Raw genomic sequence first — 18434 nt, forward strand, 5'->3', positions numbered from 1 at the left:
CATGACGACCGTCTTCGACCGCCTGGACGCGGAACTGGCGCTGCCCGAGCACGAGGCCCAGGTGCTGGAGTCGGTGCGCCGACTGGCGGCCGAGGTGATCGCGCCGCGCGCCGCCGACTACGACCGCCGCGAGGCCTACCCGGCCGAGAACATGGCCGCCATCAACGACCTCGGCCTGAACGCCATGTTCGTGCCCGAGGAGTACGGCGGCATCGGCCTCAGCTACTCGGTCTACCTCGCCTGCGTGCGCGAGGTGTCGAAGGCCTGCGCCTCGACCGGGATCATCTGGGCGACCACCTTCCACGGCATGAAGCCGGTGATGGACTTCGGCTCCGAGGAGCTCAAGCGCCGGGTGCTCGGCAGCGTCGCCGAGGGCGGGATCGGCGCGCTGTGCATCACCGAGCCGACGGCCGGATCCGACGCCACCGGCATGAAGACCCGGTTCACCCCGGACGGCGACCACGTGGTGGTCGACGGCGGCAAGACCTTCATCTCCAACGGCGACGTCGCCGACCACCTGCTGGTGTTCGGCAAGTGGGCCGGGATCGACGACCCCAAGGGCGCCATCACCGCGCTGGTGGTCGACCGGGGCACGCCCGGCCTGTCGGTGCTCCGCAAGGAGGAGAAGATGGGGCACCGCGCCGCCCCGACCGTGGCGCTGTCGTTCGACGGCATGCGGGTGCCGCGCGGCAACGTCCTGGGCGGGCCGGGCGAGGGGCTGCGGATCCTGCTCGCCTCGCTGAACAAGTCGCGGCCCAGCGTGGCGGCCCACGCGCTCGGCATCGCCCGCGCCGCCTTCGAGGACGCGGTCGGCTACATCAACGACCGCCGCCAGTCCGGCCGCCGGATCGTCGAGTTCCAGGGCATCCAGTTCACGCTCGCCGACCTCGCGACCGACCTGGCGATGTGCGAGAACTGGCTGTGGCGGGTCGCCAGGATGGTCGAGGCCGGGGCCACCGACTTCGGGGTCGAGGCGTCGATGCTGAAGATGCGGGCCTCCGACCTCGCCATGCGGATCGCCGAGGAGGCGGTGCAGCTGCACGGCGGCTACGGCTACATCCGCGACTACCGGGTCGAGCGGCTGATGCGCGACGCCAAGATTACCCAGATCTGGGAAGGCACCAACCAGATCCACCGCCAGCTGATCGGCCGCAGTTTCGTTCGCAAGTAGGAGGCAAGCCTTGTCCGAGATCCGCACCGTCGGCGTCTGCGGCGCCGGCACCATGGGCGCCGGGATCGCGATCGTCGCGGCCCGCGCCGGCCATCGGGTGGTGCTGTACGACACCCACGACTCCAGCCTGGAACGGGCACGCCGGCAGACCGAGGGGTTCTTCGGCAAGTCGGTGGAGCGCGGCAAGATGACCCGCGAGCAGGCCGACGCCGCGCTGGCCGCCTGCAGCACGACCGGTTTCCTCGCCGACCTCGCCGAGTGCGACATCGTCATCGAGGCGGTTTTCGAGAACCTCGAAGTGAAAAGATCGCTTTTCGCCCAGCTCAACGAGATCTGCCCGGCCCGCACGATCCTCGCGTCCAACACCTCGACCCTGTCGATCACCGAGATCGCCGGCGGCTGCGGCCGCGAGGACCGCGTCGTCGGCATGCATTTCTGCCTGCCGGCCCAGCTCATGAAGCTGGTCGAGATGTCGCCCGGGCTCAACACCTCGGACGAGACCTTCCGGTCGGCCTGGGCGTTCTGCGAGGCCATGGGGCAGCGGCCGGTGAAAACCCAGGACACGCCGGGCTTCGTGCTCAACTACTTCCTGGTGCCGTTCAACAACGACGCGATCCGGTTGATCGAGGCCGGCGTGGCCGAGCCGGCCGACGTCGACCGGGCGATCAAGGCCGGGCTCGGCTACAAGATGGGACCCTGCGAACTGCTCGACCTGATCGGCCTGGACACCCAGGTGCTGCTCTGCGAGGCGTTCTACGGGGTCACCCACGATCCGCGCTGCGCGGCCCCGCCGCTGCTCAAGCGCATGGTCGCCGCCGGCCATCTCGGGCGGAAGTCCGGCCGCGGCTTCTTCACCTACGACCGCGACGCGATGTTCGGAGGCTGACATGACGAGCCATGCCATCGTCGACACCGGCGGCAGCCGGTCGTTCCCCGTCCCGCACGCCTTCCTCGACGGCGCGGCGCCGCACGGAGAAGTCACGGTCTACGTCGGCGCCGGAGCGGTCGCCGCCTACCGGCCCGATCCGACCCGCAAGGCGATCCTGGTCGAACTCGGCACCGAATGCCTGGGCGAGGCGACCGGCGAGGGTGCCGGGCTGGAGGGCTCCAACACCCTCGGCTTCGCGCGCTTCCGGCTGGGCGACGGCGAGCCCTCCGACCTGGTCGAGCTGGTCCGCCAGCCGGCCACCGACCCGGCGGCAATCGAGGCCGCCAGGGCGATGTTCGAGGCCGCCGGCCTGCAGGTGTCGGTGTGCGCCGACTTTGCCGGCCGCATCCTCGACCGGCTGATCCGGCCCTACTACAACGAGGCGCTGACCCGGCTCGACGAGGGCCTGGCGACCGCCGCCGATATGGACCTGACGGTCAAGCTCGGCCTCGGCTATCCCGAGGGGCCGATCGAGCTGCTGGAGCGCACCGGCCTGCATCATCATCACGACGTCACCCGCGCACTGTTCGAAACCTACGGCACCCGCCACTACGCGCCGGCCCGGCGGGCGGTGGTGGCCAGGCGCCGGGCCGACCGGGAGGCCGGCGAGTGAGTGCACCGCGCAAGCCGCTGACGGGCGTCCGCGTCCTGGACTTCTCGACCCTGCTGCCGGGGCCGATGGCCACCCTGATCCTGGCCGAGGCCGGCGCCGAGGTGATCAAGGTCGAGCGCCCGGGCAGCGGCGAGGAGATGCGCCACTATCCCCCGATGGTGACGGCCGACAGCGGCGTGAACTTCGCCCTGCTGAACCGCGGCAAGCGATCCCTGGCGCTGGACCTGAAAAATGAAGAATCAATACGTATTATCAAATCATTGATGACCGATATTGATGTTGTAGTCGAGCAATTTCGGCCCGGCGTGATGGACCGGCTCGGGCTCGGCTGGGAGGCGCTGAAGGCGATCAACCCGGCGCTGGTCTACTGCTCGATCACCGGCTGGGGCCAGGACGGCCCGAAGGCCCAGCTGGCGGCCCACGACCTGAACTATATGGCCGAGACCGGGGTGCTGAACCTGGGCGCCGACCGGGCCGGCGACCCGGTGGTGCCGCCGGTGCTGGTGGCCGACATAGGCGGCGGCACCATGCCGGCGGTGATCTCGATCCTGCTGGCCCTGCGCGAGGCCGAGAAGACCGGCGCGGGGGCCCATCTCGACGTCGCCATGGGCGACAACCTGTTCGCCTGGGCCTACTGGGCGCTCGGCGAGCGGGCGGTCGGCCGGCCCGACCCGCGGCCCGGCGGCGAACTGGTGACCGGCGGGTCGCCGCGCTACCAGGTGTACCGCTGCGCCGACGGCCGCTGGCTGGCCTGCGCGCCGCTGGAGCAGAAGTTCTGGATGAACTTCTGCGCGGTCATCGGCCTGCCGAAAGCCCTTCGCGACGATTCCGGGGACCCGGCCGCAACGATGGCGGCGGTTCGCGACATCGTCGCCGCGAAACCGAGTGCCGACTGGCTGTCCGCGTTCGAGGGCGTCGACGCCTGCGTTACCCTGGTGAAGTCGATCGGCGAGGCGGCCGACGATCCGCATTTCCGGGCGCGCGGCCTGTTCCGCGGCGCCATGCCCGCCGGCGAGGTCACCCTGACGCCGCTGCCACCGCCGATCGCCCCGATCTACCGCGACCCCGAGGGCGGGCAGGGCTTCCCGGCGCTCGGCGACGCCAACGCCGACCTGACAGGAGGCTGACATGCGCGCGATGGTGATGCGCGGGTTCGGTCCGCCCGAGACCGCCGAGAGCGTGGAACTGCCGGACCCGGAGCCGGGCCCCGGCGAGGTGGTGGTCCGGATGCGGGCCGCCGGCGTGAACTACCCCGACCTGCTGGTGGTCGAGGGCCGCTACCAGCACAAGCCGCCGCTGCCGTTCACCCCGGGCAAGGAGTTGGCCGGCGAGGTGCTGGCGATCGGCTGGGAGGTGACCAACTTCGTCGCCGGCGACCGGGTGATGGTGCAGGTCGAGCATGGCGCCTTCGCCGAGCGGGTGGTCGCCCGCCAGGAGCAGTGCCTGGAGATCCCCGACGAGATGCCGTTCGACGACGCGGCGTCGATGGGGCTGGTCTACCAGACCGCCTGGTTCGCCCTGCGCGAGCGGGCGCGGTTCCAACCCGGCGAGACCGTGCTGGTCAACGGCGCCACCGGCGGGGTCGGGCTGGCGGCGGTCCAGCTGGTCAAGGCGCTGGGCGGCACCGCGCTGGCCGGGGTGACCACGCCGGCCAAGGCGCAGGCCGCGGTCGACGCCGGCGCCGACCACGTGATCGACCTGTCGGTCGCCGACCTGCGGGACGGCCTGCGCGCGCAGGTCCACGCGGTGACCGAGGGCAAGGGCGCCGACGTCTGCATCGACATGCTGGGCGGCGATCCGTTCGACGCGGCGATGCGGGCGCTGGCCTGGTGCGGCCGGATGGTGGTGGTCGGCTTCGCCGCCGGCCGGATCCCGGAGATCAAGGCCAACTACCTGCTGGTCAAGAACATCGAGGTCTCCGGGCTGCAGTGGTCGGACTACCGCGACCGCACCCCGGCGGTGATGGCGAAGGCGCAGGCCGAGATCTTCCGGCTGTACGGCGAGGGCAAGCTGAAGCCGGCGATCATGGCGCGGCTGCCGCTCGACCGCATGGCCGAGGCGCTGGCGCTGATCCGGGACCGGAAAGTGATCGGCAAGATCGTCCTGGAGGCCTAGCGGCGGCGCGCCGCATGGCTATGCTGCCGCCACGGGACCGGCCCATGTCCCGAGCCAGGGAGGCACCCAGCATGAGTACCCTCGATCCGAACCGCCTGATCATGACAGGCGAGAACCCGTTCATCCGGCTGTCCCAAAAGGACGGCGACCCGCTGTCGACTGACGCCAGCTTCTGGCGGGTAATCACCTGCCCGGGCGGCCCCGGCCACGTGCTGTACGTGAAGAGCGAGCTGACCGACGGCGCCTGGCGGATCTACTCCGACAACATCGCCATGGCCCGTTGGCTGCAGCAGACCGTGCAGGGGATGCTTAACCCGGAACTCGCAGACACCTCGATCCCGGTGATCGGCGCCGAGTTCTCCAAGGAGGGCGACCCGCGCTACTTCTGGACCGAACGGCTGGTGTCCTACGACGACGTGGTCGAACTGACCTGGCACGACTGCGGCGATCCGCTGCTGATCCACACCCAGCCGAATCAGACGCCGGGCCGGCCGTACGGCGTGTGCACGGTGCTGATCCCGGCGCATGGCGCCCGGCTGACCATCAACGGCGAGCAGGCGGCCGGCACCCCGTTCCCGCGCGACCGCGAGGGCAAGCCGTTCAGCACCTGCGCGCTGGCGTTCTCGGAGAGCTGGACCGAATAGCCGCTACCCGCCGCCGCCGAGACCCTGCAGGCCGTCGACCACGGCCCGCAGGCCCCGGGTCAGCGGCTTGTCGTGGCGCAGCACGACCGCGAGCTTGCGGATCAGCGGCGGTGCCAGCGGCCGCACGGTCAGCCGCGGGTCGGTGCGGTCGCCGCGCAGCGCCATGCCCGGCAGCACCCCGCAGCCGAGGCCGGCGGCGACGATCTCCTTGATCGCCTCGACGCTCCCGAGCTGCATGATCGGCCGCAGGGTCAGGCCGCCGCGCGCCGCCCAGTCGTCGACGATGCGCCGGGTGTTGGCGCCCGGCTCGTACAGCACCGTCGGCCAGGCGGCCAGCACGTCCGGGGCGACCGCGTCCGGGATCGGGGCCTGTTCCGGCGGGAAGATCGCCATGAACTCGTCGTCCATCACCGGCGTGACCTGGAATCCGCGGCCCGGGATCGGCAGGGTGGCAAAGGCGACGTCCAGCCCGTTGTTCTCCAGCAGCCGCAGCATCTCCGCGGTGTTGCCGGTACTGACCACGATCTCCAGGCCCGGGAAACGGGTGCGGAGCGCGCGCAGCAGCGGCGGCAGCAGGTAGGTGCAGGCGGTGGCGCCGGTGCCGAGCCGGACCCGGCCGGCGACCCCGCTGGCGTGCTCGGCCAGCGCGTCGAACGCCCCGATCACGGCGGCGTCGATGCGCCGGGCGTGTTCCAGCAGCACCAGCCCGGCGGCGGTCGGGGTCGAGCGTCTTCCGGTGCGCTCGAGCAGCTTGACCCGCAGCCGCTGCTCGAGCTGGCGGACCTGCAGGCTGACCGCCGGCTGGGTCAGGTTAAGGCGCTCGGCGGCGGCCGAGAAGGAGCCGAGCTCCGCCACGTCGGCGAAGGCGCGCAGGTGGTCGAGGTTGAGGCCGCGCATCCAAAGATTTCCTGATCCGGAAAATAAGAAGTCTAAATTTCACTTATCCGGCGGTCGAGCATCAGGATGGCGGCAACGATCCGACCGGAGCCGCCGATGACCCTGCTCGCCCCCGATCCCGTCCCCGAATCCGCCCCCGATCCCGCCGTTGCCGTCGGTGCGCCGCCGACCGTGCGGGATTCCCGTGACGGCGACGTCGCGGCGATCCACGGGATCTACGCCTTCCACGTGCTGCACGGGCTGGCGAGCTTCGAGGAGCAGCCGCCGGCGGTCGACGAGATGGCGCGCCGCCGGGCCGCGGTGATCGCCGCCGGCTACCCGCATCTGGTGGCCGAGCTCGACGGCGCGGTGGTCGGCTACAGCTACGCCTCGGCCTACCGGCCGCGCCCGGCCTACCGGTTCACGGTCGAGAACTCGGTCTATGTCCGCGACGGGCTGCATGGCCGCGGGGTCGGGCGGGCGCTGCTCGGCGCGCTGATCGACCGCTGCGAGGCCGGGCCGTGGCGGCAGATGATCGCGGTGATCGGCGACACCGGGAACGAGCCGTCGATCGGCCTGCACGCCGCCTTCGGGTTCCGCAGAGTCGGCACCCTGCAGGCGGTCGGCTTCAAGTTCGGGCGCTGGGTCGACAGCGTGCTGATGCAGCGCGAACTGGGCCCGGGCGACGCGGCCGACCCGGTGTGAGCGCTCAGCCGGCGACCGCCTCGTAGCTGACGATCGGGCGGGTCGACAGGTCGGCCGGCAGCGGAACGCCGAGATCGCAGTAGGTGGTGTCCTCGCTGGCCAGGATCGCGGCGAGCGACGAGCCCTCGATCTCGGCGGCGCAGTCGACGTCCTGCGGGAAGCCCATGTCGATCAGCTCGCGGCCGGACGCGCTGGCGCGCAGCCGGTCGGGGAGCGCCGGACGGGCCACCAGGAAGGCGGCGCGGGCCGCCTCGGCCTCCGGCGACGCCGCCAGGTCCAGTGCCGCGACGATTGCACCGGCGCCGATCTGGTCCTCGACGGCGACCCTGAGCCGGCCGTCCGGCCAGCGCTCGCCGGCCGGCACCACCAGAATCCGTTGGCCGAGGTCGCACGCCGCCCGGGCCACCGCGCCGGCGTTGCGCAGGCAGCCGCACAGCACCGCCGGGCCGTCGGGGATCAGCGACAGGGTCGAGCCGTTCGGGGAGGGCAGCAGCACCCTATCGCCGGCCGACAGGGCTGCGAGGCTGGGCGGCGACAGCGACAGGCCGCCGGCCGAGCGGGGGCCGGCAGGACGGGCGCCCAGGGCCGCCGCGACGGCCGTCGCCGCCTGCGGGTCGCGGAACGGGAACGGGTAGACCGTGGCGCCGCGCCCGACCGCAACGCTGACGCAGGTCGAGAACGACAGCACGTCGACGATGATCACGACATCGAAGCCGGGCAGCGCCGCCCCGTGCTCGCCCCACTCGACATGGACGCGCGGGCTCACCCGAGCGCGCGCTCCAGGTCGGCGATGATGTCGTCGGCGTTCTCCAGGCCGATCGACAGCCGGATCACGTCGTCGCCGGCGCCGGCGGCGGTGCGCTGCTCCTCGGTCAGCTGGCGGTGGGTGGTGCTGGCCGGGTGCAGGATCAGCGAGCGGGTGTCGCCGATGTTGGCGAGGTGCGACAGCAGCCGGCAGCGCTCGACCGCCCGCACCCCGGCCTCGAAGCCGCCCTTTATCCCGAAGGTGAACACCGATCCCGCGCCCTTCGGCAGGTAGCGCTGGGCAAGGCCGTGGTAGCGGTTGCCCGGCAGCCCGGCATAGGACACCCAGGCGACCTTCGGGTTGCCGTTCAGCCACTCGGCGACCTTCGCGGCGTTGGCGACGTGGCGCTCCATGCGGACCGGCAGGGTCTCGATGCCGGTGATCGTCAGGTAGGCGTTCATCGGCGCCATGGTCGGGCCCAGGTCGCGCAGGCCGATGGCGTGGCCGTAGATGGTGTAGGCGAGGTCGCCGAAGGTCTCGTAGAAGGTCAGGCCGTGATAGGCCGGCTCCGGCTTGGACAGCGACGGGAACTTGTCGTTCTTGTCCCAGGCGAACTTGCCGCCGTCGACCACCGCCCCGCCCATGGCGTTGCCATGCCCAGACAGGAACTTGGTGGTCGAGTGCACGACGATGTCGGCACCGTGCTCCAGCGGCCGGCAGAGATACGGCGTGGCCATGGTGTTGTCGATGATCAGCGGCACCCCGGCCTCGTCGGCGATCCGCGCCAGCGCCTGGATGTCGGTGATCACGCCGCCGGGGTTGGCCAGCGACTCCGCGAAGATCGCCTTGCATTTCGGGTGCAGGGCGGCCTGCCGGACGATCTCCGGCTCCTCGACGTCGACGAAGTCGCAATGCCAGTCGAACTTCTGGAAGGTCCGGCCGAACTGGGTGATCGAGCCGCCATACAGCTTCTTCGAGGCCACGAACCGGTCGCCCGGGCCCATCAGCGCGAACAGCGCCAGCAGCTGGGCGGAGTGGCCGGACGCCGTGCAGGTGGTGCCGTGGCCGCCCTCCAGGGCCGCGATCCGCTCCTCCAGTACCGCGACCGTGGGGTTCGACAGGCGCGAGTAGATGTTGCCGAAGGTCTGCAGGTTGAACAGCGACGCGGCGTGGTCGACGTCGTCGAACACATAGGCGGTGGTCTGGTAGATCGGCGTCGAGCGGGCGCCGGTGGTCGGATCGGGGGCCGCGCCGGCATGCACCGCCAGGGTCTCGAAGCCCTTGGCGACGAAGCCGTCGCCGACGTCGCTGTCGCGGCTGACGGTATCGCTCTTGCCCGGGGTGCGGCGCTTGGAGGAGATCACCCGGCTGTTGAAGCCGTGCCAGCCGAGCTCGCCGAAAAGCCGCGAGAACTCGATCTTCGGGCAGCGGTTCATGACGACCTTGATTCCGGCCTTCTCGGCCCGGGCCGCCGCTTCGTCGTTGCGCACGCCGAGCTGCATCCACACCACCCGGGTGCCGTGGGCGATGGCGGCGTCGGTCACCGGCCCGGCGGCCTCGGAGTTGCGGAACACGTCGACCATGTCGACGGTCTCGGGCAGCGAGTCCAGGTCGGCATAGGCCTTCTCGCCGAGGATCTCGCCGCCGGCCGCCGCCACCTTCGGGTTCACCGGATAGACCCGGTAGCCCTTCTGCTGCAGGTACTTCATGGCGAAGTAGCTGGGCCGGTTCCAGTTGTCCGACGCCCCGACCATGGCGATGGTCTTCACGTCCCGCAGGATCCCGCGGATGAAGTCGTCGGAATAGGCGTCGTGGACGACCGGCGCGGTCGGATCGTTCTCGGCCATGGGTTCAGGTGTCCGTTTCTTCGAGGTCTGAAATGACGGAGAGGTGGGTGGGTCCCGGCTCTGGCCCACCTGCGGCGATCCCGTCCGGGATGACGTCAGAGGAGGGCGCTCCTCCCCCTGTCGTCATCCCGGACGAGGCGGCCCGAAGGGCGTCTCGATCCGGGACCCACGGAGCGACGGGCGCTAGTGTCCCCATCACTCCCCCCGCCACACCGGCTCGCGTCTGGCGATGAAGGCGTCGATGCCCTCCCGGGCGTCGCGGGCCAGCATGTTGCGGGTCATCACCGCGCTGGCGTAGCCGTAGGCCTCGGCCATCGGCATCTCCAGCTGGGCGTAGAACGCCTGCTTGCCGATCGCCAGGGTCAGCGGCGACTTCGAGACGATCTTGCCGGCCAGCTCGGCGACCGCGGCGTCCAGCGCGTCGGCCGGCACCACCCGGTTCACCAGTCCCAGGGTCTCGGCCGTCCGGGCGTCGATCGCCTCGCCGGTGACCAGCATCTCCATCATCTTCTTGCGTCCGACATTGCGGCTGATCGCAACCATCGGGGTCGAGCAGAACAGCCCGATGTTCACCCCCGGCGTGGCGAACCTGGCGTCCTCGGACGCCACCGCGAGGTCGCAGCTGGCCACCAGCTGGCAGCCGGCGGCGGTCGCCATGGCGTGCACCCTGGCGATCACCAGCTGCGGGATCCGGGTGATCGTCAGCATCAGCTCGGAGCACTGCTCGAACAGCGCCTTGAAGAACGGCTCGTCGCTGCGCGAGCGCACCTCCTTGAGGTCGTGGCCGGCGCAGAACGCCGGGCCGGCGGCCGCCAGCACCACCACCTTGACCGAGCGGTCGTCGCCGATCGCCTCCAGCTCGGCCTGCAGCGCCGCCATCAGCTCGCGCGACAGGGCGTTGCGGGCGCCCGGGCGGTTCAGGGTCAGGGTGGCGACCCCGCCGCCTTCCTGGCGCAGCAGGATCGGCTCGGGCTCGGCAGCGTGGGCGATCGACATCGGCTTCTCCTTCCCTGGCGGTCACTTTGCCCCGCGGCGGCGGGATTGCAAGCTCACCGCACCTCGAGCAGGGTCAGAACCCCGGCCACCGTCAGCACCGACAGCCCGGTCGAGATCAGGATCGCGGTCACCGTCGGGGCGATGCCGGCCTGGTAGCGCTGGGCCATCAGGTAGACGTTGATGCCGACCGGCAGCGACGCCAGGATCACCGCCACGTCGCGCCACAGCGGGTCGACCGCGAACACATGGGTCGCCAGCAGCCAGACCAGCACCGGGTGCAGTGCCAGCTTGAGGGCCACGCCGATGCCGGCCTCGCCGATCGAGCCGGCCAGACGGTAGCCGGCCAGCGAGGCGCCCATGGCGAACACCGCGCAGGGCAGGGCGGCCCGCCCCAGGGTGCCGGTCAGGGTGTCGACCACCGGCGGCAGCTGCAGCCCGGCCAGGTTCCACAGCACGCCGGCCAGCAGGGCGATGATGATCGGGTTGCGGACCAGGCCCTTGATCACGTTGACCGGCAGCCGGCGCATGTCCTCGCGGGCGCCGATGCCGGCCTCGGCCTGGACCGTCACGACCGACAGCAGCTGCCAGGAATGGCAGGCGATGATCAGGAACAGCGGCAGGGTGGCCTGGTCGCCGAGCGCCGTCAGCACAAGCGGCACGCCGAGCATGACGGTGTTGGAGAAGCCGCCGGTCATGCCGGCGATCGCCGGCTCGGCGCCGCCGCGCCGGAACACGAAGTGGCTGAGCAGGCTGCCGATCAGCCAGGCGCCGTAGCCGCCGCCGAAGTAGGAGATCAGGTAGGCCCACTCGATCTCCGCCGGCAGTGCGGTGGTCGCCATGGTGCGGAACAGCATGGCGGGAATCGCGAAGTCGAAGACGAAGGCCGACAGGCCCTTGTTGGCCTCCTGCCGGAACACCCCGAGGCGCGCGGCGGCGTAGCCGATTCCGACGATGCCGAACACCGGCACGATGATCTCGAGGATGATCTCCATCAGCGAGCCTTACGGGGCGGTCGCCGGTCCGACAAGCGCCATTGCCGCAACACGGTCTTGCGGCGGCCGGGCGGGTCGGCTGTCATCGGGGGCGAGATTGACGCGGCCGACGTGCCGTCGTACCGACAAGTCCAATCCCCGGGAGGAAGACCGATGCCGCACCTCGAGATCGCCGACGGTGAGAGCCTGTACTACGAGTACGTGGCGCCCGGTTCGGCCGGCAAGACCTTCGTGTTCGTGAACGCGCTGACCGGCAGCTACCAGATGTGGGAGGCCGTGATCGGCCCGAAGCTGCGGGAGGCCGGCTACGGCACCCTGGTCTACAATTTCCGCGGCCAGGCAGAGAGCCGGACGAAGCCGACCACGCCGCCCACTCCGACCCAGATCGTCGACGACCTGGTTCGGCTGTGCCGGGCGATCGACCCGCCGAAGCCGGTCCTGGTCGGCCTGTCGATCGGCGGCCTGTTCGCCGCCCAGGCCTTCGCCAAGGGCGTGCCGGCGGCCGGGCTGGTGCTGATCAACACCCTGCGCAAGCCGACCGAGCGGCTGGCCTGGATCAACCAGGCGATGGCCCACGGCGTGGCGGCCGGCGGATTCCGGCTGATCATGGAGCTGTCGCTGCCTATGCTGGTGAACCCGGACAAGCTGGCCGAGATGAAGGCGACGGTGCAGACCGGCGAGCCCTATGCGCCGATCGACCCGGCCGACGGCGGCTACCGGCTGATGGTGGAATCGACCGCGACCGACTGGGACTTCCCGTGGCAGAGCCTGACCCCGCCGGTGTTGCTGACGGTCGGTGCCCACGACCGGGTGTTCTACGTGGCCGACGACGTCGACGAGCTGGCGGCGCGGATTCCGAACCACACCCGCATCGACTTCCCGGACGCCGGCCACCTGATCCCCGCCGAGCGGCCGGAAACCTTCACCGCGGCGCTGCTCGACTTCGCCGGCCGGATCTGAGGGCGGACCGATGGCATGGACGCCGGCCCTGGTGATCTTCGACTGCGACGGGGTGCTGGTCGATTCGGAGCCGATCGCCAACCGGCTGATCGCCGAGGCGCTGAGCAAGGCCGGCCTGCCGATGTCCGGCGACGAGGCGCTGGAGCGGTATCGTGGCGGCAAGCTGACCCGCATCAAGCTCAGGGTCGAGGAGGACCTCGGCATCGACCTCGGCGAGCACTGGGTCGACGACATCTACCAGCGCCAGTTCGACATCTTCCGGCGCGAGCTGCAGCTGATCCCGGGAATCCTGGACGTCCTGGACGCTCTCGATCGGGCGGGCGTGCCGTACTGCGTCGGCTCCAACGGCCCGCTCTACAAGATGCGGGTGTCGCTCGGGGTGACCGGGCTGTACGAGCGGCTGGAGAGCCGGATCTTCTCGGCCGACATGGTGCCGGAGCCGAAGCCGGCTCCCGACCTGTTCCTGCATGCGGCCGCCGCCTTCGACATCCCACCCGAGGATGTGGCGGTGGTCGAGGACAGCGCCCCCGGCGTCACCGCCGGCGTCGCCGCCGGCATGCGGGTGTTCGGCTATGCCCACGATTCCGGCGAGGCGCCGCTGGTGCAGGCCGGGGCCACCGCCACCTTCCTGCGCATGCCGGCGCTGCCCGGCCTGCTCGGGCTCGGATAGCCGTGGCCGTAACAGACCGTAGCCATTCGTGACGTGACGGCGGCCGGCCGGCCGGGTAATCAGCGCCCATGAACTATGACGCGATCATCTTCGACTGCGACGGCGTCCTGATCGATTCCGAGCCGATCGCGGTGGCCATCCTGACCGAGGACCTTCTGGAGCTCGGCCTTCGGACCACCGAGGAGGAGGCCCATCACCGGTTCACCGGCTGGGCGTCGAGCGAGATCGCCGCCGCCGTGTCAGCCGAGACCGGGATCCCGGTGCCGGACGGCTGGGTGACCCGGCACAACGCCAGCGTGCGCGAAGCGGTCGCCGCGGCCGTCGAACCGATCGCCGGCGTGCTAGACGTGCTGGATGCCCTCGACGCGGCCGGCGTCCGCTGGGGCGTCGCCAGCCAGAGCGGCCTGAGCTACCTGGAGCGCGCGCTCGGCCGGGTCGGCATCTGGCAGCGCGCCCGGGGCCGGGTGGCGTCGTCGCAGATGGTCGCCAGGCCGAAGCCGGCGCCCGACGTCTACCTGAAGGCGATGGAACTGGTCGGGGTGCGTCCGGACCGCGTGATCGTGGTCGAGGACAGCCCGACCGGGGTGCGCGCCGGCGTGGCGGCCGGCGGGCGGGTGATCGGCTATGCCGTCGACCGGGCGCCGGCGTTGCTGCTGTCGGCGGGGGCCTCGCACGCGGTCACGGCGATGGCCGATCTCGGCCCGATCCTGGGCCTCAGGCTGCAGGCAGGCGCGTGAACAGCAGGTTCTTGGCGTCGTCGGCGATCGCGACCGAATAGCCCTGGTCGACGATGCTGTCGACCAGCTTGCGGCGCTCGGCCTCGTGCCAGCGGATCTCCATCCGCAGCGACTTGAAACGGGGGTCCGCCAGGATGCCGCGCATCCCCTCGATCACCTGTTCCTCGAAGCCGTCGACATCGATCTTCACATGGCTTGGGAACGGGATCTCGCCGCGCGCCACAAGGACGTCGATCGGCACGCCGCGAACCTCCTCGCGGTCGGCGTCGCGGTCGTCGTACTGCTCGCTGATGTCGTCCCGGCCGAAGGACTGGTTGGCGGCGCCCGCATAGTCCTGGCCGAAATACAGGGTGTCGATCCGCTCGCGGTCGCTGGCGGCGGCATGCATCACCGTGACGCGGTCCTGCAGGCCGTTGACGGCCACGTTGTGATCGAGGTCGGCGACGTTGAGCGAGAACGGCTCGAGCGCGATCACCCGGCACCCCGACAGGCCGGCGGCCAGCACCGTGAACATCCCGATGTTGGCGCCGATGTCGACCAGTACGTCGTCGGGCGAGAAGCCGGCGAACCAGAGCAGCATCCCGGGTTCGAGGGCATACAGGATGCCGGCCGAGCTGCGGATCTGCGGCGAGGTCAGGCGCAGGCGGAGATGGCGGCCGGCGACGGCGATGTGAGCATGGGTGGCGCCCCGGCGGACCGCAACGTTGCCGCCGAACGTGGCCCCGGCGGCCAGGGCGCCCAGCGCGTGGGCCAGCCGCAGCCCGTGGCCGCTGGTCCGGAGCGACATGTCGTTCTTCAGCCGCACGCACTCGGCGAACGCCATGTCGGGTCCCGGCGTCAGGCCGGTGCCCAGCAGCCAGGCGGCACGGCGCGCCAGCCGCAGGATCTCCGCGCGGTCGTGGTCGGCCGAATGCAGCAGCATGGTCAGAAGGACGAGTATCGCGTCCGGCGCATCGGGAGCTTCCAGCAGCCGGCTGCGGGCGGTGGCGAGGGCACGCGCCGCCGAGCGCGCGTCGCCCAGCTCGAGCGCGATCTCGTGGCGCAGCTCTGCGCCTGAAGGATCGCGGCCCTGGACGGCGTCGAGCAAGGCTGCGGCCCGCTCGACCTGGCCGACGTGGAAGGCGGCGGCGGCCGCGACATGGGCGAGCTTCAGCCGGCGCAGTAGTGCCGGATCGAGGCCCCCGGCGAGGCGATTGACGCTCGCGATCCCGTTCGGCCTGTCGTGCATCAGGTTCGCGACCATCGACACCGCGGAGTCGACGTCGTGGTTCAGGCTGGCGGCCAAGCCGACCAGGTCGACCGCCTCGCGGTAGCGCTCGAGCTCCACGAGCGCCCGCAGCTTGGTCGTCAGCAATCCCTCGGGCCGGGCGCCGAGCATCTGTGCCTGCGCCGCCAGTCCGAGCGCGGTCGCCGGATCCGCGACCATCCCGGCCGCTTCGGCGACTGCCGCGGCGGCCACCGGGGCGGCGGGATCGCCGACCAGGATCCGCCGGAAGCGGTCGAACGCGATGCCGGCGCCGCCGCAGGTCATAAGCAGCCGCCCGACGGCGATCGACACCGACGGCTCGAGGCGCGTCGGGATCTTGCGCAGCGTCGCCAGCGCGCCCGGAAGGTCGACGTCGATCAGCTGGCTGTAGCCGACCAGCATCTCGATCGGGCCGACGATCGCCGGTATGCCCCGATAGGGAGCCAGCGCGGCGCGGGCTTCCTTGGTCCTGCGCTGCGCGATCAGGGTTCGCGCCTGTTCGATTGTCCTGGATACGTCGGTGGCGGACATCGGGCTCCCGCAGGAAATCTCGTCGTTTGCCCAGGTCCTGGGCCCTGCCGTCAGGGTAACGGCAAGGCCCGCGGCCGCGCCAGCGTCCGTTTCCCGGGCGCCGGCGCGGACCGGTCTATTCGGCGGCCGGCGCCATGACCGCCGGGGCCGCCCGCCAGGAGTCCGGCCGGCAGCGGATGTACTGCGGCGGATACTCGGTCTCGGCGCCGAGCGCCCGGGCCGCGTGCCAGGCCCAGCGCGGGTTGTCCATGGCGCCGCGGGCGATTGCCACGAAGTCGGCCTTGCCGGAGCTCACGATGGCCTCGGCCTGATGCGGATCGGTGATCAGCCCGACCGCCATCACCGGGATGCCGGCCTCCTGCCGCACGCGCTCGGCGAACGGCACCTGATAGCCCGGGCCGAGCGTGATCTTCTGGCCCGGGTCGTTGCCGCCGGACGAGACGTCGACATAGTCGCAGCCCTTCTCCTTCAGGGCTTTGGCGAACTCGACGATCTCGTCGACGGTGAGGCCGCCGTCGACCCAGTCGCTCGCCGATACGCGCACGCCGAGGGGCAGGTTCTCCGGCCAGGCCGCGCGGCAGGCCTCGAACACCTCCAGCGGGAAGCGCATGCGGCCTTCGATCGTGCCGCCGTAGCCGTCGTTGCGCCGGTTCGACAGTGGCGACAGGAACTGGTGCATCAGGTAGCCGTGGGCGCAGTGGAGCTGGGCTGTGTCGAAGCCGAGCCGGGCGGACCGCTCGGTCGCCGTCACGAACTGCTGCTTGACCATCGCGAGGCCGGCGTCGTCGAGGGCGCGCGGCGCCGGCCAGTCCCCGTAGGCCACGGCCGACGGCCCGAGGGTCTGCCAGGCGCCGTCGTTCGCGGCCAGCGGGCCGGCGCCGTTCAGCGGCGTGCGGTTGGACGCCTTGCGCCCGGCATGCGCCAGCTGGATGCCCATCCGGGCGACCCCGTGGGTCTTGCAGAAGTCGACGACACGCTTGAGGGTCCGCTCGTTGTCGTCCGACCACAGGCCCAGGCATTTCGGGGTGATCCGGCCTTCGGGCGAGACATGGGTCGCCTCGGTGAACACCAGCCCGCCGGCGCCCATCGACATCTGGCCCAGATGCATCAGGTGCCAGTCGTTGGCATTGCCGTCCTCGGCGAGGTATTGGCACATGGGGGCGACGACGAGTCGGTTGTTGAATGTTACGTCACGCAAGGTGATCGGCGAGAACAGCTGGCTCATCGGTCGCTCCGTCGGTCTAGAATTCGCGGCCGACCCTAACGGCGACCGTGACGGAAGGAAATGTGCGATGACGGCAAGGGTGTCGGTCGACGAGATGAACCGGATCATGCGCGAGGAGGTGCCGATGGCCGGCAACCTCGGGATCCTGTTCGAGTCGATCGAGGACGGCCGCGCCACCGCCCGCCTGCCGTTCCGCGACGATCTGCTGCGGCCCGGCGGTACCGTGACCGGTCCGGCGATGATGGCGATGGCGGATGTGGTGATGTACGGCGTCGTGCTGTCGCGCATCGGCCCCGTGAAGCTGGCGGTGACCACCAACCTGAACGCCAACTTCCTGCGCCGCCCGCGACCGGGCGACCTGCTGGCCGACGGCCGCCTGATCAAGTGCGGGCGGCGGCTGGCCTATGGCGAGGTCACGCTGGTGTCCGCCGATGCACCCGACGACCCGGTCTGCCACGTCACCTGCACCTATTCGATCCCGCCGGAGGAGGCCCGATGACCCCGCCACCGATTCAGTTGTCCGCCGGCGAGCTCGAGGCGACCGTCGAGCCCGCCCTCGGGGGCCGGATCACCGCGTTCCGGCGGTCCGGGGTGGACCTGTTCGTGCCGGTCGCCGGCGACCGGGACGAGCCGGCCCGGGTCGGGGCCGGTGGCTGCTTCCCGCTGGTGCCCTGGTCGAACCGCATCCGGGACGGTCGCCTGGGCATGGGCGGCCGGACGCTCGAGCTGGCCGCCACCGAGACCGGTGCGGGGCACGCGATCCACGGGCACGGGCGACGGCGGGCGTGGACGGTGTCGGCGGACGGCAGCCCGTTGTCGGTGCGGATGCGCTATGCCCATCCGGCGGGCGAGGAGGGCTGGCCGTTCGCCTATACCGCCGACCAGACCGTGAGCCTCGGCGACGACGCGCTGAGCATCACCCTGTCGGTCGAGAATACGTCGTCGGACGCGATGCCGGTCGGGCTCGGGCTGCACCCCTATCTGGCACGCACCCCCGAGATGGGCCTGTGGTTCGAAGCCGCCAGCGCCTGGCCGCCGATCGACGGCAAGCTCCCGGCCGGCCCGCAGCCGGTGCCGGCGGAGCTCGACTTCTCCGAACCGCGCGCGGTGGTGTCCGGCCTGGACCAGGGCTTCGGCGGCTGGAACGGCAGCGTCCACGCGATCTGGCCGGAGCGGGGACTGGCGCTGGCGATCCACGGGGGCGCCGCGCTCAACCACCTGATCGTGTTCACGCCGCCGGATCGGGACTACCTCTGCCTGGAGCCGGTAACCCACTGCATCGACGCCGCCAACCTCGCCGCGCGCGGCGTCGGGGGCACCGGGCACCGGATGCTCCAGGCCAAGGAAAGGCTGGCCGTCACGGTCCGGTTTCAGATCGAGGTATTCTGATACCCTATCTGTAATCTCACTGATTTTTTTGACGCTTTTCGGCT

General features: G+C 71.0%; 19 protein-coding genes. 12 read left to right on the top strand and 7 right to left on the bottom strand.

The window, feature by feature from the left end; translation table 11 throughout:
- Nucleotide 1 precedes the first annotated feature (1 nt).
- From RIC31_RS22925 to RIC31_RS22950, 6 genes are all read left to right on the top strand, one after another.
- Nucleotides 2–1171 carry an acyl-CoA dehydrogenase family protein gene (locus RIC31_RS22925; RefSeq protein ID WP_350113517.1) on the top strand — a complete coding sequence of 390 codons (1170 nt, stop codon included), beginning with the start codon at nt 2–4 and terminating at the stop codon, nt 1169–1171.
- 10 nt (nt 1172–1181) lie between these two features.
- Complete coding sequence (locus tag RIC31_RS22930) at nt 1182–2057, top strand: 3-hydroxyacyl-CoA dehydrogenase family protein (RefSeq protein WP_350113519.1); 876 nt, start codon at nt 1182–1184, stop codon at nt 2055–2057.
- 1 nt (nt 2058) lies between these two features.
- Nucleotides 2059–2712: a 3-hydroxyacyl-CoA dehydrogenase family protein gene (locus RIC31_RS22935; protein WP_350113522.1), complete on the top strand. Its 654-nt coding sequence runs from the start codon at nt 2059–2061 to the stop codon at nt 2710–2712.
- Nucleotides 2709–3839 (top strand): CaiB/BaiF CoA transferase family protein, encoded by a 1131-nt coding sequence (locus RIC31_RS22940; protein WP_350113525.1) that lies wholly within the window; start codon nt 2709–2711, stop codon nt 3837–3839. Before RIC31_RS22935 ends, RIC31_RS22940 begins: the two co-directional genes overlap by 4 nt.
- Nucleotide 3840: 1 nt before the next feature.
- Nucleotides 3841–4827: an NADPH:quinone oxidoreductase family protein gene (locus tag RIC31_RS22945; RefSeq protein ID WP_350113528.1), complete on the top strand. Its 987-nt coding sequence runs from the start codon at nt 3841–3843 to the stop codon at nt 4825–4827.
- Between the two features lie 71 nt (nt 4828–4898).
- Complete coding sequence (locus RIC31_RS22950; protein WP_350113530.1) at nt 4899–5471, top strand: hypothetical protein; 573 nt, start codon at nt 4899–4901, stop codon at nt 5469–5471.
- 3 nt (nt 5472–5474) lie between these two features.
- Here RIC31_RS22950 and RIC31_RS22955 read toward each other — a convergent pair whose 3' ends face one another.
- The gene (locus RIC31_RS22955; protein WP_350113533.1) at nt 5475–6368 is read right to left on the bottom strand and encodes a LysR family transcriptional regulator; all 894 of its coding nucleotides are present in this window, start codon (nt 6366–6368) and stop codon (nt 5475–5477) included.
- Nucleotides 6369–6464: 96 nt separating this feature from the next.
- Here RIC31_RS22955 and RIC31_RS22960 point away from each other — a divergent pair, with 96 nt between their 5' ends.
- Nucleotides 6465–7052, top strand: coding sequence for a GNAT family N-acetyltransferase (locus tag RIC31_RS22960; protein ID WP_350113536.1), 588 nt, complete (start codon nt 6465–6467; stop codon nt 7050–7052).
- 4 nt (nt 7053–7056) lie between these two features.
- Here RIC31_RS22960 and RIC31_RS22965 read toward each other — a convergent pair whose 3' ends face one another.
- The 4 genes from RIC31_RS22965 to RIC31_RS22980 all read right to left on the bottom strand — a co-directional run bounded on the left by RIC31_RS22965 (nt 7057) and on the right by RIC31_RS22980 (nt 11632).
- Nucleotides 7057–7818 carry a 2-phosphosulfolactate phosphatase gene (locus RIC31_RS22965; RefSeq protein WP_350113539.1) on the bottom strand — a complete coding sequence of 254 codons (762 nt, stop codon included), beginning with the start codon at nt 7816–7818 and terminating at the stop codon, nt 7057–7059.
- Entirely contained in the window at nt 7815–9644 is a 1830-nt protein-coding gene (locus tag RIC31_RS22970; RefSeq protein WP_350113542.1) for an O-acetylhomoserine aminocarboxypropyltransferase, read from the bottom strand. Before RIC31_RS22970 ends, RIC31_RS22965 begins: the two co-directional genes overlap by 4 nt.
- Nucleotides 9645–9839: 195 nt before the next feature.
- Nucleotides 9840–10640: an enoyl-CoA hydratase gene (locus RIC31_RS22975; RefSeq protein WP_350113545.1), complete on the bottom strand. Its 801-nt coding sequence runs from the start codon at nt 10638–10640 to the stop codon at nt 9840–9842.
- A 53-nt stretch (nt 10641–10693) separates the two neighbouring features.
- The gene (locus RIC31_RS22980; protein WP_350113548.1) at nt 10694–11632 is read right to left on the bottom strand and encodes an AEC family transporter; all 939 of its coding nucleotides are present in this window, start codon (nt 11630–11632) and stop codon (nt 10694–10696) included.
- A 153-nt stretch (nt 11633–11785) separates the two neighbouring features.
- Between RIC31_RS22980 and RIC31_RS22985 the strand changes: the two genes are divergently transcribed.
- From RIC31_RS22985 to RIC31_RS22995, 3 genes are all read left to right on the top strand, one after another.
- A complete protein-coding gene (locus RIC31_RS22985) occupies nt 11786–12592 on the top strand; it encodes an alpha/beta fold hydrolase (RefSeq protein ID WP_350113551.1) in 807 nt (268 codons plus the stop codon).
- 10 nt (nt 12593–12602) lie between these two features.
- Entirely contained in the window at nt 12603–13262 is a 660-nt protein-coding gene (locus RIC31_RS22990) for an HAD family hydrolase (protein ID WP_350113554.1), read from the top strand.
- 68 nt (nt 13263–13330) lie between these two features.
- On the top strand, nt 13331–13999 hold the full coding sequence (locus RIC31_RS22995; protein ID WP_350113557.1) for an HAD family hydrolase: 669 nt from the start codon (nt 13331–13333) through the stop codon (nt 13997–13999).
- Here the strand turns inward: RIC31_RS22995 and RIC31_RS23000 are convergent.
- Nucleotides 13977–15776 carry an FkbM family methyltransferase gene (locus tag RIC31_RS23000; RefSeq protein WP_350113560.1) on the bottom strand — a complete coding sequence of 600 codons (1800 nt, stop codon included), beginning with the start codon at nt 15774–15776 and terminating at the stop codon, nt 13977–13979. The two genes, RIC31_RS22995 and RIC31_RS23000, sit on opposite strands and share 23 nt — an antisense overlap.
- 115 nt (nt 15777–15891) lie before the next feature.
- Entirely contained in the window at nt 15892–17001 is a 1110-nt protein-coding gene (locus RIC31_RS23005) for an NADH:flavin oxidoreductase/NADH oxidase (RefSeq protein WP_350113563.1), read from the bottom strand.
- Nucleotides 17002–17068: 67 nt separating this feature from the next.
- Here RIC31_RS23005 and RIC31_RS23010 point away from each other — a divergent pair, with 67 nt between their 5' ends.
- Together RIC31_RS23010 and RIC31_RS23015 are read left to right on the top strand one after the other, a co-directional pair.
- On the top strand, nt 17069–17500 hold the full coding sequence (locus RIC31_RS23010; RefSeq protein ID WP_350113565.1) for a PaaI family thioesterase: 432 nt from the start codon (nt 17069–17071) through the stop codon (nt 17498–17500).
- Nucleotides 17497–18390, top strand: coding sequence for an aldose 1-epimerase (locus tag RIC31_RS23015; RefSeq protein WP_350113568.1), 894 nt, complete (start codon nt 17497–17499; stop codon nt 18388–18390). Before RIC31_RS23010 ends, RIC31_RS23015 begins: the two co-directional genes overlap by 4 nt.
- Nucleotides 18391–18434: the final 44 nt, after the last annotated feature.

This window comes from Thalassobaculum sp. (assembly GCF_040219615.1).
GTDB lineage: Bacteria > Pseudomonadota > Alphaproteobacteria > Thalassobaculales > Thalassobaculaceae > Thalassobaculum_A.

Excerpts from the sequence above, each read along its gene's own strand:
- RIC31_RS22995 (WP_350113557.1), top strand. The coding sequence starts at position 13,331 with ATGAACTATGACGCGATCATCTTCGACTGCGACGGCGTCCTGATCGAT.
- RIC31_RS22935 (WP_350113522.1), top strand. The coding sequence starts at position 2,059 with ATGACGAGCCATGCCATCGTCGACACCGGCGGCAGCCGGTCGTTCCCC.
- RIC31_RS22945 (WP_350113528.1), top strand. The coding sequence starts at position 3,841 with ATGCGCGCGATGGTGATGCGCGGGTTCGGTCCGCCCGAGACCGCCGAG.
- RIC31_RS22960 (WP_350113536.1), top strand. The coding sequence starts at position 6,465 with ATGACCCTGCTCGCCCCCGATCCCGTCCCCGAATCCGCCCCCGATCCC.
- RIC31_RS23000 (WP_350113560.1), bottom strand. The coding sequence starts at position 15,776 with ATGTCCGCCACCGACGTATCCAGGACAATCGAACAGGCGCGAACCCTG.
- RIC31_RS22990 (WP_350113554.1), top strand. The coding sequence starts at position 12,603 with ATGGCATGGACGCCGGCCCTGGTGATCTTCGACTGCGACGGGGTGCTG.
- RIC31_RS22955 (WP_350113533.1), bottom strand. The coding sequence starts at position 6,368 with ATGCGCGGCCTCAACCTCGACCACCTGCGCGCCTTCGCCGACGTGGCG.
- RIC31_RS22980 (WP_350113548.1), bottom strand. The coding sequence starts at position 11,632 with ATGGAGATCATCCTCGAGATCATCGTGCCGGTGTTCGGCATCGTCGGA.
- RIC31_RS23005 (WP_350113563.1), bottom strand. The coding sequence starts at position 17,001 with ATGAGCCAGCTGTTCTCGCCGATCACCTTGCGTGACGTAACATTCAAC.
- RIC31_RS22970 (WP_350113542.1), bottom strand. The coding sequence starts at position 9,644 with ATGGCCGAGAACGATCCGACCGCGCCGGTCGTCCACGACGCCTATTCC.
- RIC31_RS22975 (WP_350113545.1), bottom strand. The coding sequence starts at position 10,640 with ATGTCGATCGCCCACGCTGCCGAGCCCGAGCCGATCCTGCTGCGCCAG.
- RIC31_RS23010 (WP_350113565.1), top strand. The coding sequence starts at position 17,069 with ATGACGGCAAGGGTGTCGGTCGACGAGATGAACCGGATCATGCGCGAG.
- RIC31_RS23015 (WP_350113568.1), top strand. The coding sequence starts at position 17,497 with ATGACCCCGCCACCGATTCAGTTGTCCGCCGGCGAGCTCGAGGCGACC.
- RIC31_RS22950 (WP_350113530.1), top strand. The coding sequence starts at position 4,899 with ATGAGTACCCTCGATCCGAACCGCCTGATCATGACAGGCGAGAACCCG.
- RIC31_RS22985 (WP_350113551.1), top strand. The coding sequence starts at position 11,786 with ATGCCGCACCTCGAGATCGCCGACGGTGAGAGCCTGTACTACGAGTAC.
- RIC31_RS22925 (WP_350113517.1), top strand. The coding sequence starts at position 2 with ATGACGACCGTCTTCGACCGCCTGGACGCGGAACTGGCGCTGCCCGAG.